The sequence below is a fragment of the Candidatus Tisiphia endosymbiont of Dascillus cervinus genome, assembly GCF_964026405.1.
GTDB lineage: Bacteria > Pseudomonadota > Alphaproteobacteria > Rickettsiales > Rickettsiaceae > Tisiphia.
Window position 1 is genome coordinate 1194438 of sequence record NZ_OZ032146.1, and the last position, 14654, is coordinate 1209091.

Below are 14654 nucleotides of genomic sequence, written 5' to 3' on the forward strand. Positions count from 1 at the left end.
AGGTACTAAATTAGGAAAATATTATGAATCAAAATCAACAAGTGAAAGTAATAGGTAGTAACGGTCAACTATCGCTTGGCAAAGTATTTGCAGGACAAATGGTATTAATCGAACAATTAGATAATGGCACATGGATCATTAAAACAGGAGAATTTGTTCCAACCTCAGAAAAATGGTTATCTCAAGGAGATACTTTAACTAAACTAGATAAAGCATTATCGTGGGCAGAAAGAAATAAACCAAAAGATAACTTACAAGAAATTGTTGAGAAAATTGAACATGTCTAAAATAAAAATAGATATGAATAATCTAGAGTTTCAAAAAGATTTGTTTGCTCTTGAAAAAAATAATCAATTAGCATTAATTAAAGTGTTAAAAAAAATAAGTCATTTAACTTGGGATGAGTTATATAGGAATCAAGGTTTAAAATGGGAAGTAATCGTGTCCAAAATAACTAAAAATAAGCATCAGATTTACTCTTTTAGGTTTTCACAAAAATGTCGAGCATTGGCTCTAAGAGAAGAATCTTACTTACGTTTACTAACTTTACATACAGATCATGATAGTGCTTATAAATAATTCCCAAAGTAGAATAGTATACTTGAAAAAAAAATAAAACATCCAAGACATTGAAAAATAACGGTGAAAATTAAGAAAAAAATGAAAATTAATATTAGTGCTAGCATTTTTATTGCTATAATTATGATATTACTTAGTCAGGTATCTTTTGCTAACGTAGGTAGGATAAAAATTGTTACTAGCATAACCCCACTAGCAAGCATTATAGCGATGTTAGTGAAAGAGCAAGCAGAAATTGTTGCTATTGCCAATAACAATGATTGCCCACATCACTATAATTTGAGACCTAGTGATCTTAAAAAAGTCAAAGATGCAGATATTGTATTTTATATAGATGAGCAATTTGATGGCTTTGCTGGCAAATTAATGAATGGTCATAGTAAAAATGTCATTAAAATTAGTAATTTTGATAGGCTAAAAATTATTAGTAATGACTCCTACGATAATTGGCATATTTGGCTTGATTTAGATAATGTAAAAATACTATTGGAACAATTATCTCAGATATTATCTCAACGATTTCCTGAGATTAGTTCAGCTGTTTACCAAAATTTTGAAGAGGCAAAAAAACAAATAGGCGATCTTGCGAAAATCAAACATCAAAGATTAGCGTCTTTAACAGATGTGATCTTGCTTAGTGATAGTTTAGAATATTTTTTTGATAATAGCCAAAAAAGAGTTGCAAAATTATATAGCTCTGATCAAAAGAGTCTCAAATATATTAGTAATCTTGAGCATTTATTAAGCATGTCCAATAGTAAATGTTTATTGCTAAGTCTCGATCAAGATGTTGCTCTTTATAAAAATTTTAAAGTAGAAGTAGTGGCAATTGAAAGTGAGAATTGGCAAGTGACTAACATCAATAGTGATTTATTTTATAATCAATATTTAAAAATAATTAATCAAATGTCTAAATGTTTAAATTACTAAACCCTTATTTTTTTAGTAAGTTAGTGCAAACCATGCTACCATTATTGCTAGTTGCAATGTTAGTAATAATGGGGGTGGGGTTATATCAAGCCTTGATAGTCTCACCACCAGATTACCAACAAGGTGATATGGTCAGGATTATGTATGTTCATGTACCAGCTTCTTGGATGGCACTAGGGATTTACACATTTATAGCTATTTGTAGTTTGTCTAACCTAGTGTGGAAGACTAAAATGTCGTTCTTAATGGCGGTGGCCAGTAGCCCTATTGGTGCAGTTTTTTGCATGATTAGTATGGTGACGGGGGCATTATGGGGAAAGCCTATTTGGGGAACATGGTGGGTTTGGGATGCTAGACTTACCTCAATGTTCGTACTATTCTTGCTCTATTTAAGTTATATCGTGGTGGTAAATAGTGGTGATAGGATAAGCCGTACTGAAAAACCAGCTTCGGTGATTGCTCTGATTGGTTTTATCAATGTTCCTATAGTAAAATTTTCGGTAAATATTTGGTATAGTTTACACCAGCCAGCAAGTGTTTTACGGCTAGGTAGCCCGACAATTGATAATTCTATGTTATTACCCTTAGTGCTAATGTTGATAAGTGCTATACTGTATTTTTTATTAGTATTGGGTTTGAGATCTTGCGTTTTAATCGCCAAGTTCAAGGAGTATGACAATTTATGACTTATGTTGTTACCGACGAATGCATAAAATGTAAATATACTGATTGTGTAGAAGTATGTCCTGTCGATTGCTTCTATGAAGGGGAGTTAATGTTGGTAATTAATCCTGATGAATGTATTGATTGTGGAGTGTGTGAGATTGAGTGTCCGGTTAAAGCTATTAAGCCAGAGTCAGAACAGCTGATTGACTGGATAGAGAGAGCGAAATTTTTCTCGAGCATTTGGCCAAATATTGCCGTTAGAAAACCAGCCCTACCGGATGCAGATAAATATCGGGATGAGAAAAATAAGTTTGAAAAATATATGGGAGAAGTCTAATTTACCCCAATTTGGGGTGATTTGTGTTTTTTACGTTTTCAAGAGCTTTTTTAATTACCCTATTTAATCCAGTTCTTGTATAGCTAGACACTACAAAAATTTCCTCACTAGTAATTTTTTGCAATTCTATAATTTTGTCTTTAATTTCTTCTTCTAACAAAACATCGCACTTATTCAAACAAATTATTTCGAGCTTATTTTTTAATAAGCTTGAATATGATTCAAGCTCGTTCCTAATAGTTCTATAATCAGCAATCAAATTATCACTTGTTGCTGATATCAAATGAATCAATAAATTACATCTCTCAATATGTTTTAGGAACTTATCACCGAGTCCATGTCCTAAGTGAGCCCCTTCTATTAAACCTGGGATATCAGCTATCACAAATTCTTCATCATCTACATAAACCACACCAAGATTAGGGTTTAGTGTGGTAAATGGATAATCAGCAATTTTAGGTTTTGCTGATGTCGTGGTTGCAAGAAAAGTCGATTTTCCTGCATTAGGTAGACCTATAAGACCAACATCTGAAAGTAGTTTGAGTTGTAAATTTACCCACATCTCTTCTCCAACAACACCTTCAGTCCTACGTCGCGGAGCTTGATTGGTAGATGACTTAAAATGGCTATTACCAAGCCCGCCTTTGCCTCCCTTAAGAATTTCAAAAGTTTGTTCATCAGAAGTGAAATCATATAGTAGAACATCGCCATGTTCTGAGAATATTTGTGTTCCTACTGGTACTTCTAAGAGTAAAGCAGGTTTAGACTTCCCACTACGGTTTGAGCCTTTACCATTCTCACCATTTTCTGCTTTAAAATGCAGTTTATGCCTAAAATTTACTAAAGTATTAAGATGAGAATTACACTTAAAAATAATGCTACCACCACGACCACCATCACCACCATCAGGTCCACCCATATCAATATATTTTTCTCGATGAAAACTAATCGCCCCATCACCACCATCACCGGCTTTTAAGTATATTTTAGCTTCATCGATAAAATTCATAATATATTATTGTAAGTTATAAACTTGATATTTATAGTCAATTGATGAAAATTTGGTGACTGATTACATTTTGGCATCAGTATACCATAATATTGCTGTCATGTAAAACACTCCTTTGTCTATATCCAATCAGGGCAGTTTAAAAATTCCAACTTTAAGTTGGGAATAATTTAAATAACCTATGTCTATAATTGTTAAAATTTTCTCTAGTTTCAGTAATTTTGTTTGAAAATAGAGCTATTATAGAAAGAGTTGTTGTCCTCAATAATGACATTAGACTTCTTTCGAAACTCTACTTCTGCTGGTGATTTGTACGTCGATGCGGTACTCGAATCCTCACGTACATTAGAGTACGCTGCGGTTCTGCGTTCCGCGTCTCCTTCAAATCCCTCAGCACAAGCGAGTTTCGAAAGAGGTCTATTATTAACGGAGCTTCTCCAGTACTAATAGTTGACTTATCTTCTTCAAAAACCTTATCTTTTATCCAGTTTAAATTATTTTCGCATGACCAATGACTTCTGTTAAATTTTAACAATTCTTCTGGACTAGACTTTTTCTCTAAGCTAGTAATCATTAATACATTCTCTGTTTCTACAGCCATTAGCCTTGTTCTTCTTTTCTCTTTTTCGGGTAATTTTGCATATTTGCTTGATATGCCATTTAAATATCCAAATGGCATATCAATTATCTCGATTTTTCTTCTTTCTATTCTCCCATGCTGTAAATCTATATTCTCTGCAAAACTCTTAATTTCCTGACCTTCTGCCTGTATTTTATCAAATGTTTGTGTACTATGGTAATGTAAATTAGCTTCATTAGCTTTAAGAGTAAGCACAAATTATCCACCTTGTTCAACAATTTTTTCACATATAGCTTCATGAGTAAAGGATGTATCTGAGAGTTTGTCCGCAAACTAAGTAATAGAAATAAATATCCTACGAGGAAGTAATCGACTCATAGCCAAAAAAATTATATTTTCACTAGAATCAGTAAGAAAATCATATTCATTGGAGAGCCTTCTATTTCTATTTATCCAGGCAAAGTTTCTCTCAACAACCCATCGCCTTGGCTGTACTTTAAACCCAACTTCTCTTGTTGGCAATAGTTCTGATGGTGTACTTTCTGGTATCCAAAATTTGCACGCTGGTCGTTTAACAATTTCTAAATCTATGTTATACTTTTCCTAATGAGACCCTTTAAATCTTTAGACTGATACCCCATATCAGCCCACATTTGTTTAATAGTAAAGGAGGTATTAAATGTTAGATATAATAAGAAAGTGGTCGGAGCAGAGAGATTTGAACTCCCGACCCTTTGGTCCCAAACCAAATGCGCTACCAGGCTGCGCCATGCTCCGAAAAATAAATGATGAAGATTAACAATAAAGTGTTAGTGGATTCATATTGCCTAATTATATAAACTATAATATAAGTCAAATCAATTTTTTTATTTTAAAATTTCATCATATTTATTAAATGTCTTCATTACATGCATCAATATTAACCATATTTCCAGAAATGTTTCCTGGATTTTTGCAATATTCCCTTGCAGGGCAAGCCTTAGAAAAGGGTATATGGTCTTATAATGTAGTTAATATAAAAGATTTTGGATTAACTAGGCATAAAAATGTTGATGATGAGCCTTATGGTGGTGGTAACGGACTGATAATGCGTCCAGATGTGGTGGGTAGTTGTATAGATCATGTTTTGTCTTCAAATCCTAATGCCAAAATATATTATCCCTCACCAAGAGGAAAGCTATTTAACCAAAATATTGCTCGTGAAATTATACAAGAAAAGCAAATAATAATTTTATGTGGTCGCTTTGAAGGGGTTGACGAACGTGTAATTGAAGAGTATAATATGACGGAAATTAGTATAGGGGATTATATTTTATCTGGTGGTGAGGTGGCAGCTCTTGCTATTCTTGATTGCTTGATTAGATTACTTCCGAATGTATTACTGAATCAAGACACATTGCAATCAGAATCTTTTGAGGAAAATGGAGAGTTCGCTGGATTGCTTGAATGTCCTCTATATACGAGACCGGCAAAGTGGAAAAATAGAGAGGTTCCGAGTATTTTGTTGTCTGGTAATCATCAATTAATTAAAGATTGGAAAAGCAAGCAATCTTTAGAGATTACTAAAAAACGTAGGCCGGATTTATTAAATATTTATAGGAGTTTAAGGTAATGAATATTATTGAAGAGTTTGAACAACAGCAAATTCTGAAACTAACGGAAAATAAAAAGATTCCTGACTTTAAAGCAGGGGATACTGTAAAGGTTACTGTAAAGATAATTGACCGAACAGTTGAGAAAGATGGTAAGGAAAAATTACTAGAAAGATTTCAAATGTATGAAGGTGTAGTAATTGCTAGAAGGAATAGTGGTGTTGCATCTTCTTTTGTAGTTCGTAAGGTCAGTCATGGTGAAGGTGTAGAAAGACGATTTATGATTTTCTCACCAATTGTACATTCGATTGAAGTTGTTAAATATGGTGTAGTACGTCGTGCTAAACTATATTATTTAAGAAATCTAAGTGGTAAAGCAGCTAGAATTAAAGAAAAACTTCAAGTAAATCCTAATAAAGTAATTAAGAAAAAGGTGGTTGCTTAAGGGGAAGGACGGCTAAGGATGTAGAAGCTCTTTAGCTGCCTTCAAGCTCGCATCGGTAATAGATTTGCCTGAGATCATACGAGCAAGTTCAGCTTGCCTCTCTTGAAGATTTAGATTTTTTATAGTAATTTTAGTACTTTCATTCAATTGTAGCTTGTTAACGACAATATGCTGATCTGCCTTACCTGCCACTTGCGGTTGATGAGTAATTGCGATAACTTGGGCAATAGAGCTAAGCTTTTTTAGTTTTTCTCCTACTTTATCGGCTACGATACCACCAATTCCCGTATCTATTTCATCAAAAATAATAGTTTCCTTAAGTAGTTTATCAAAAAGACAAGTTTTTAGTGCTAACATAAATCTTGATAATTCACCACCAGAAGCAATTTTATCAATAGGAGCAAGTTGCATACCAGGGTTAGTTGAGGCAACGAAACGCACATTATCGATACCATTATCTGATACCCTACATAACATTACTTGAGAAGTATCCCTGTCTTCCAAAAAATGTTTATTGTCAGTTTGGTTTGCAATATTATCCTTAGGTACTATTTCTACTTTAAAAATTGCCTTTTCCATTTTAAGTTGTTCAAGCTCTTTTTGCATAGCTAACTCTAGGTTTTTGGCTACTTTAGAACGCTGATGCGATAAAGCTTCAGCTAGTTCAAAATATTTTTTATGACCAGCTAGCTTATTAATATCTAGGATTTTAACGTTATTAATTTTATCCTTCAGGGCATTTAATTGTTGGGTAGAATTGTCAACAAATTCAGGTATTTTATCGCAAGAAATATTATACTTTCGTGCTATGTCACGAATTTTAAACAACCTTTCTTCCACTTCATCTAAGTTAAATTCATTTGTATCGAAGTTATTAATAATGTTTTGTAATTTTATACGTGCTTCTTCTAGACTATTATAACAATCATCTAAATTTAATGAAATAGAGGCAAATTCTTCATTTTCCTGTAAGTTACGGGCTATTAAACGTTGAACATTAGTAATGGACTTATTAATTTCAGGAGTTTCAAGATGTGATAATATATCTTGAGTTACTTGTATTTCTTTATCACGATTTTGTAAACTGCGTCTTATAGTGGTAAGTTTTTCTTCTTCTCCTACTTGATAGTCAAGAGTTTTTAATTCCTTGGTTACAAAATTTAAATAATCTATCTCTCGTTCTATAGTATCTTTATCTTTTGTGACTTTATTGATTTCTTTAGTAGTTGCTTATAAAATATTGAAATGCTCGGATAATTCAGCTCTTAAACCTAGAAGGTTTCCATAATCGTCTAGAATATTAATATGGGAGGAGGGGGTAAGAAGGGTAGTAGGGCTATTTTGTCCATGAAGTTCAAATAAATAATCTGCTACTTGTTGTAAGGTATTTACTGTCACCGCTTGATCATTTATAAGAAATTTTTTGCGGTTACCAGATTTTTGGATACGTTTTATCAGTAATTCTTGGTCACACTCAATATTAAATTGTTCCAAAAGCTTTTTTAAATCATTATTGAGAGTAAATGTTGTAGCAACCGTACAATAATCGCATCCATGTTTTATTACATTATCAGAGAATTTGTTACCTAAAGAGAACAAAATTGCATCTAGCAAAATAGACTTACCAGCTCCAGTTTCACCGGTAATCACACATAGTCCTTTTTCAAACTCTATGTCCAATTCGTCTATCAAAATAAAATTCTTTACCGAAAGACTTTGTAACATTATGCCTCTTGTATAACTCTACTTTTGTTGCTAATTTGGGCATCTAGGTCACTCGATACCGTCTAACGCGAATTCGGGATAAGAATTAACTAATTCTTATCCCGAATTCGCGTGTCTAATAAATTTAATCCTCTAAATTAGGAAGGTTAATTCCATAACCATTTTTACACCAATTTTGCACTTCTTTAAATTTTTTTGAAAAGTCTGCATCTAATTGAGATAATTTTTTATATTTGTTGTTATCAATAATTAAAGGATCAATACCTCTAAATTTTGGCTTTATATTGATTTGTCCTTTACCATATTTAGCTAATTTAAAAGATTTTACATCTTTTTTGCATTTATTTAGTAATTTTTTTATAATTTTATCATTACTATTTTCTATTTTTTGCATCACATTTTGATCCACACTAAAATGTAACTCATCTTTAGAAACTAGTTTTATTTCTATAGCACGTTTTAAGATTTTATGAAAATAATCGTAAACTACAGTATTAAATGGCACTCCCCATAATTCTTTAATTAAACAAAACTTACGCTATGTAAGGTTCTAAATAGCGTAAGTTTTGTCAAGATATTTTATTGCAATATTGTATCTACTTGTAATTTCATCTATTTTCATAGAACGTAAGAACCATAAATGAATCGTATCTTGATAAGACTTTTCTTGCTGCTCTTGATAAAATAAATTATCTCCTAAATGAGAAAAAACAGTGTGGGAAGTATCATGTAATAGACCAGCTATTTGTTCAATTTTTGATACTTGTGCTTTTTGAAGTAATACAAACACCCCTATACTATGATCATATCTACTAAAATATGGAAGTAACCCTATATAACCCCAGTTGCCAATTAAATAGGAGAGATGAAAGGTAGATTTTAAAAGGGACATAGGTTATTTTATCTTTTTCAACCAATAACAAAATAACCTATGAAAAAAGATTTTACCGCAATTTACTGTTTTGTCGACGATTTTATAAAGAATTTGGAAAATAATTTGCCTACAATTAATAGTAGTAAATTTAAACCTGGTGTAAGTAATTATTTATCAATAAGCGAAGTATTAACCATATTAATTGGTTACTATGATTCATATTGTGATTGTTTTAAGCATTATTACAAACAAGTAATCTTACATAATTATACAGAAGATTTTAAACTTGTTAGTTATGAACATTTTACTAAATTGATAGGTAGAAGTATACCTTATTTAGCAATATTACTGAATCATTTGCTTGCTGAATGCACAGGTCTGTCTTTTGTAGATGCTACAGGTATAGCCGTATGTAAGAATTATCGTATAAGTTCACATAAGGTTTTTAAAGGAATAGCGGCAAGAGGAAAAACCACTAAGGGGTGGTTTTATGGACTAAAGTTACATTTAATCATAGATTCCGAAGGTAATCTGATAAAGGTATCTTTCAGCAGTGGTAATAAGGATGATAGGAAAGGACTTAAAGGAATGATATTTGGTATATATGGCAAAGTTTTTGGCGATCGCGGTTATATATCTAAAGAATTATTTGATGATTTGTATGACAAAGGCATCCAACTTATTACTCGGGTTAAAAAGAATATGAAAAATATATTAATCCCTATTATAGATAAGGTTATGTTGCTCAAAAGAACTCTGATAGAAACCGTAATAGGCAAACTTAAATTTCTTGATAAGTTAGAGCATTCTAGACATAGATCAGTTACAAATGCATTTAGTCATATGCTATCCTGCCTAATCAATTATCAGTTGCTAGAAAACAAACCTTCTATCAAAACTTTGCTTCCTATAGAACTTTTTGATATACAAAATTAATTGGCAACTGGGGTTATATAAGGTGTAGGTCCAGATTGATCAATTAATTTTAATCTTTGCATTGCTTTACTATCAATTAGTGCCTCTATAAGTGGATCGTCAACTACTACACTATCCTGCCATATAGTATATAATTCTTTCTTAGCATAAGCAGGGAAATAAAATAAAATATAGAAAATAAGCTTTTTGCTTCATAAAAATACCTAGATTATTAAATAACCCGAGTTGCCAATTAATTTATAAGAGCAGAGCTAGGTTTTATGAACATTTGAAGTTAATTTGTAACATTAAAACACTTAATAAAAACTATATTTTTTAGAAATATGTTTGTATTAAAAATGTTTTAGTATCGAGCCTCACATGAAACCAGCGTTAAATATAGCTTTTGCCAGTATAATTAATTGGCAACTCGGGTTAAATAATGAATGATAAAGGCTTTATTCTATATAATGAAGCTGTTGCAATAAACCCATATATAGAGCCTAAATAAGATACTTATGCTAGAGAATTTGTAGAAGAGGCAAGAAAAGCAAAAAACCGTAAGCAATATGAAAGTCTGCATTACGGACTTGAGTCCAAGAGCGACGTAAAATTTACCAGCAAAAGTAGAATTGTGAAAAAATTCTATTATTGAGATGGTGTTTTATTTGGTCCCTTTGGAAAGTTGTTAATAAACGGTTGACAATATTTATACCAGTTACTATCCGGATAGTTGTGACCAAGTACTGCAGCATATTTCTTTGCTTCAACGTTAAGTCCCAACATTAAATAACTTTCCACTAAACGATAAAGTGCTTCTGGTATATGTGATGTAGTTTGGTAATTATCCACAATAAGCTGAAATCTATTGATAGCAGCTATCGGGTTATTTTTACTGAGATAATAACGACCTACATCCATTTCCTTACCGGCTAAATGATCATTTACTAAATCAATTTTTAAAGATGCATCAATTGAATATTTTGTTTTAGGAAAAAGTTTTATAACATCTTCAAAACTTTCTTTAGCTAAAAAGGTTCTTGATTGATCAAGCTGTACATTTGAGATTTGCATATAATACGATAATGCCTTTAGGTAATACGCATATGCAATATCTTCATGCATTGGATGAAGCTTAATAAAAGTATCAAGTACATCTACCGCTTCCTCATACTGACATGCTAAAAATAAAGAATAGGCTTGCATTAACTCAGCTTGAGGAGTCATTTTATTACCAGGGTCTTGATAAAAAATTCTAGAAAATTCCTCGGCAGCTTTCAAATATTTTTGTTCTTCCAGTAAAACAATGCCATTATTGTATAATTCAGGAGCTGGAACAATTAAATCTTCATCTATCTTCTTAGTTTTACAGCTAGATAAAGCTAAGCAGGTAGTGATGGTATAAAATAATAATTTTGTTAATTTCATATAGAGCTTACAAGTTTTTTTAAATTTAATCTCTTAATTATATAGGATTTTACTATATTATATCGAACTCAGGTTACAATATTAAAAATGTGTAGAAAACTTTAGATGGAAAAGTTGCTTTTCATCATAAGGTCTCTTTTTAATTGACCAAGCCCAATCCATTCTGATAGGGGCAAAGCGAGTAACCCATATAAAACCCACCCCAACAGAAGCACGAAGTGACTTATCATTATAAAAACTATCAGATTTATAAATACTTTTAGAATTTAATCCTACACCCCAAAGACTACCAGCATCCATAAAAACAGCTCCCGTTAAATTAAAATCTTCTGGTAAACCAGTTGGAAAGTTGAGTTCTGTTGAAAATGTATAATATTTTTCTCCGCCAAGACCTTCATTTGTTGTTTTTTCTCTAGGACCTATTCCACTAGAAGCAAATCCTCTAAGGCTATAATCACCCAAATTAAACCGATCAGAAATTCTTACAGTTTTACCTCCTACACCCATAATATCACCGACACTACTTGAAAGTTTTAAAGTGAATTTATTATTGATAAAAGATTTAAAATATTTACCGTCTAGTTCATGTTTTAAATATTTATTATTACCCCCAACACCAGCAAATTCCTGAGTGCCGCTAATAACATAACCATTTTTAGGAATAATACTACTATCAAGCTGAGCATAAGTGATAGTATGTCCGATGGCTGATGTGATGAATTTTCCCATCTGTTCAGTTAAGAATATAGAACTTGAATTGCCTGGAGAGCTTAATACATCTCTCTTAAGAGTATAGTCAATTTCATGACTTAAGTCTTCCGCAATATCATAACCAAGAGAAGGTTTGAGTCCTATAGATTTTAACGTATAATTTTGATCTCCTTGTGAAAGAAATGAAGTCCCACGACCGCTATAATTATTGAAAACATTAAAACCTAGCGATACATCTTTATCAAGAAAATGAGGTTCGGTTATGCCACCATAGTAACTAATACTCTTTTTTCCTACTTGTACTCCAGCATTTAACACTTTTCCAGTACCAATTAAATTACGTTCCAAAAATGATATACGTCCAAATGGTCCTCCCGCTGTGTTATAGCCAGCATCAAAACTAATTGAAGATGTTGATTTTTCCTCAACGGCAATATTAATATCATATTTGTCTTTTCGTGTTGTTGGTGTAACGTTAATAAGTACTTTTTCAAAATAATCCAAATTGCGTAGATTCTGATGACCTTTTTCTATATAAGAACGGTTAAATATATCTCCTTCAGAAATTTTAAATTCTCGTCTAATAACTTTATCTTCAGTTTTTAGATTATTTGTAATATTAATTTGATTAATAAATACTTTTTCTGCCTTATCTATAACAAATTTAATATCGGCAGTATTATCAGGATTTTTACTACTTATATCAGGGTAAACATTAATTCCTGGATAACCTTTACTTGCAAAATGTGAAGAGATTTTATTTGCTATTTTATTTAAACTATTAATATTAAATGTATCACCCGACTTAACATTAATATATTTTTTAATTTCATTTATATCAATATTAGGTAATTTATTGTCAATAGTAATGTTGCCAAAATTATATTTTGCCCCTTCTTCAATAGAGTAAGTAATGGTAAAATATTCTTTGGTTGGATTGAGTTCTGCTGTAACAGAAATAACACGAAAATCGGCAAATCCTACTGACTGATAGAATTCCTTTAACAATTCTTTATCATACTCTAGGCGGTCTGGATCGTAGGTATCATTTGTTTCTAAAAAGTTAAACCATTTTGACTGTTTTGTTAGGATAACAGATTGTAGTTCTGTACTACGGTAATTATTATTTCCACTGAAATAGATTTTTTTAACAGTTGTTTTAGGTCCTTCTGCAATATCAAAAGTAACTTTTACTCTGTCATTCTCAAGTCTCTCAATTTTTGGCGTTACGGTTGTAGAAAAACGACCTGAACGTTTGTATATCTCTTTAATTTTTTCCACATCTAGTTGGATTTTAGCTGGACTCATTGATTCACCAGACATGGTAAGCAATTCTTTTGATAATGAGGATGTTTTGATTTTAGAATTACCTGTAAACACTACTTTAGTAATAAACGGAGTTTCTGATACAGTAACTATCAAATTACCACCATTGACTAGTGTAATACTTATATTGTCAAACAAAGACGTTGAGTAAAGGTTTTTGATTGCTTCATCTCCTTTGGATGTATTATATTCTTCTCCTACTTGAAGCTTTAAGTAATTTTCAATAGTCGATTTTTCGATTATTTTATTACCTTGAATAGTTATTTTTTTAATATACTCAGCCGATAAAGCTGATGTATTATATAAAACAGTTGTTGCCAAAATAGCTAGTTTAATAGTTGATTTGAAGTTTGTTTTCACAAGAACCTTCTTTTGTTTGGTTTTATAAGTCATACTGAAATTTAAAATACTAAGTTTTTTATATCATTTGACAAGGAAATTACAATAAGAAAAATAATTATCCCCATACCTAATCTTAGTATAGCATTTTTTATTGCTCCACTAAGTGTTTTTCTAAAAATTATTTGATATATTATAAATACTAAATGTCCACCATCTAGAACTGGAATCGGTAGCAAATTAAGTAGACCTAGATTAATTGATATCATGGCAACAAATAGGGCAAAATTTGCTACCCCTTGTTCTAAAGATTTTCCTGATTCCTTGGCAATGGTAATTGGTCCACCAATTTCATTTAACGATCTTGTTCCCATTAGCATTTGTCCAAAGTGTCTTAAAATTAAACCTGAGATATAAACAACATCTACAGAACCTTGATATATACTTTGGAAAATATTCATTTTAATGTAAATAGGTTCATTCTTAGCAATAACTCCTATATAAGGTCTTTTTATCTCAGGTTGATTATCCAGTTTTTGACTAATCTCTTTTGGAGTTATAACAATATCAATAATCTCATCATGCCTTTCAACTAAAAGATTGATGGGTTTAGTCCCCCTCATGAATATATTTTTCTGTAAATCGGCAAAACTATCGATTTTATTAGTGCCAATCATAATAACTTTATCATTTTCCATAAGCCCAGCTAATTCAGCGGGTGAATTAGCCACCACTTCACCAATTATAGGAGGTATTTCTACTTGACCATGAGAAAAATAAATAGTTGTGAATATGAGAATGGCTAACAAGTAATTAGCTATAGGTCCAGCAGCTATAATTAAGAATTGAACCCAAAGAGGCTTGCTAAGAAAAGCTATAGGTCTATTACCCTGTACATCTTTAAGTATTGCAGGGTCAAATCCATAAATTTTAACGTAACCACCGAAGGGTAGGGTGCAAATTTTCCATTTTACGCCATCTTTGTCTATTTTAGAGAAGAGTTCCTTACCAAAACCTATCGAGAATTCCTCAACCTTTACTCCAAATATTTTAGCTATGTAATAATGCCCAAACTCATGAATAAAGACTAATAAGCTGATTGTTAGAATAAATCCGAATATTGATAACATACAACTCATTATTTTTTAAATAGGTTTACTAAGTTATGCTTTTTTGCTATAGCTAATAGATTAAATAT

The 14654-nt window shown here is 31.6% G+C and carries 15 protein-coding genes, 1 tRNA gene and 2 pseudogenes; 8 read left to right on the plus strand and 10 right to left on the minus strand.

Annotated features, from left to right (window positions below):
- Nucleotides 1-23: 23 nt before the first annotated feature.
- From AAGD19_RS05815 to fdxA, 5 genes are all read left to right on the plus strand, one after another.
- Nucleotides 24-287 (plus strand): hypothetical protein, encoded by a 264-nt coding sequence (locus tag AAGD19_RS05815; protein WP_341747525.1) that lies wholly within the window; start codon nt 24-26, stop codon nt 285-287.
- The gene (locus tag AAGD19_RS05820; protein WP_341747526.1) at nt 280-579 is read left to right on the plus strand and encodes a hypothetical protein; all 300 of its coding nucleotides are present in this window, start codon (nt 280-282) and stop codon (nt 577-579) included. Before AAGD19_RS05815 ends, AAGD19_RS05820 begins: the two co-directional genes overlap by 8 nt.
- Nucleotides 580-642: 63 nt before the next feature.
- Nucleotides 643-1509: a metal ABC transporter substrate-binding protein gene (locus AAGD19_RS05825; protein ID WP_341747527.1), complete on the plus strand. Its 867-nt coding sequence runs from the start codon at nt 643-645 to the stop codon at nt 1507-1509.
- Nucleotides 1494-2195: a heme ABC transporter permease gene (locus AAGD19_RS05830; protein ID WP_341747528.1), complete on the plus strand. Its 702-nt coding sequence runs from the start codon at nt 1494-1496 to the stop codon at nt 2193-2195. The genes AAGD19_RS05825 and AAGD19_RS05830 overlap by 16 nt, the downstream gene beginning before the upstream one ends.
- Nucleotides 2192-2512, plus strand: coding sequence for a ferredoxin FdxA (gene fdxA / locus AAGD19_RS05835; protein WP_341747529.1), 321 nt, complete (start codon nt 2192-2194; stop codon nt 2510-2512). The genes AAGD19_RS05830 and fdxA overlap by 4 nt, the downstream gene beginning before the upstream one ends.
- A gap of 1 nt (nt 2513) precedes the next feature.
- On the opposite strand, the gene obgE is transcribed toward fdxA, so the two are convergent.
- The 4 genes and pseudogenes from obgE to AAGD19_RS05860 all read right to left on the minus strand — a co-directional run bounded on the left by obgE (nt 2514) and on the right by AAGD19_RS05860 (nt 4878).
- On the minus strand, nt 2514-3521 hold the full coding sequence (gene obgE / locus AAGD19_RS05840) for a GTPase ObgE (protein ID WP_341747530.1): 1008 nt from the start codon (nt 3519-3521) through the stop codon (nt 2514-2516).
- Nucleotides 3522-3813: 292 nt separating this feature from the next.
- Nucleotides 3814-4356, minus strand: a complete 543-nt coding sequence (locus tag AAGD19_RS05850) for a hypothetical protein (RefSeq protein ID WP_341747531.1) — start codon at nt 4354-4356, stop codon at nt 3814-3816.
- A 78-nt stretch (nt 4357-4434) separates the two neighbouring features.
- Nucleotides 4435-4620: pseudogene (locus AAGD19_RS07545) on the minus strand (transposase); the annotation flags it as partial.
- Nucleotides 4621-4801: 181 nt separating this feature from the next.
- Nucleotides 4802-4878: transfer RNA gene (locus tag AAGD19_RS05860), tRNA-Pro, on the minus strand.
- A gap of 118 nt (nt 4879-4996) precedes the next feature.
- Between AAGD19_RS05860 and trmD the strand changes: the two genes are divergently transcribed.
- Both trmD and rplS read left to right on the plus strand, forming a co-directional pair.
- Nucleotides 4997-5713, plus strand: a complete 717-nt coding sequence (gene trmD / locus AAGD19_RS05865; RefSeq protein ID WP_341747532.1) for a tRNA (guanosine(37)-N1)-methyltransferase TrmD — start codon at nt 4997-4999, stop codon at nt 5711-5713.
- Nucleotides 5713-6138, plus strand: coding sequence for a 50S ribosomal protein L19 (gene rplS, locus AAGD19_RS05870; protein ID WP_341747533.1), 426 nt, complete (start codon nt 5713-5715; stop codon nt 6136-6138). Before trmD ends, rplS begins: the two co-directional genes overlap by 1 nt.
- A 12-nt stretch (nt 6139-6150) precedes the next feature.
- Here the strand turns inward: rplS and recN are convergent.
- The 3 genes and pseudogenes from recN to AAGD19_RS05885 all read right to left on the minus strand — a co-directional run bounded on the left by recN (nt 6151) and on the right by AAGD19_RS05885 (nt 8755).
- Nucleotides 6151-7863 (minus strand): annotated as a pseudogene (gene recN / locus AAGD19_RS05875) (DNA repair protein RecN).
- 124 nt (nt 7864-7987) lie between these two features.
- Nucleotides 7988-8368 (minus strand): hypothetical protein, encoded by a 381-nt coding sequence (locus AAGD19_RS05880; RefSeq protein ID WP_341747534.1) that lies wholly within the window; start codon nt 8366-8368, stop codon nt 7988-7990.
- Between the two features lie 45 nt (nt 8369-8413).
- Nucleotides 8414-8755 (minus strand): hypothetical protein, encoded by a 342-nt coding sequence (locus AAGD19_RS05885; protein WP_341747535.1) that lies wholly within the window; start codon nt 8753-8755, stop codon nt 8414-8416.
- A gap of 39 nt (nt 8756-8794) precedes the next feature.
- Here AAGD19_RS05885 and AAGD19_RS05890 point away from each other — a divergent pair, with 39 nt between their 5' ends.
- On the plus strand, nt 8795-9673 hold the full coding sequence (locus tag AAGD19_RS05890; RefSeq protein WP_341747536.1) for an IS982 family transposase: 879 nt from the start codon (nt 8795-8797) through the stop codon (nt 9671-9673).
- A gap of 627 nt (nt 9674-10300) precedes the next feature.
- On the opposite strand, the gene AAGD19_RS05895 is transcribed toward AAGD19_RS05890, so the two are convergent.
- The 3 genes from AAGD19_RS05895 to rseP form a co-directional block, all read right to left on the minus strand.
- On the minus strand, nt 10301-11080 hold the full coding sequence (locus AAGD19_RS05895) for an outer membrane protein assembly factor BamD (protein WP_341747537.1): 780 nt from the start codon (nt 11078-11080) through the stop codon (nt 10301-10303).
- Nucleotides 11081-11161: 81 nt separating this feature from the next.
- Nucleotides 11162-13510, minus strand: coding sequence for an outer membrane protein assembly factor BamA (gene bamA / locus AAGD19_RS05900; RefSeq protein ID WP_341747538.1), 2349 nt, complete (start codon nt 13508-13510; stop codon nt 11162-11164).
- 8 nt (nt 13511-13518) lie between these two features.
- On the minus strand, nt 13519-14586 hold the full coding sequence (rseP, locus tag AAGD19_RS05905) for an RIP metalloprotease RseP (RefSeq protein WP_341748484.1): 1068 nt from the start codon (nt 14584-14586) through the stop codon (nt 13519-13521).
- Nucleotides 14587-14654 lie beyond the last annotated feature (68 nt).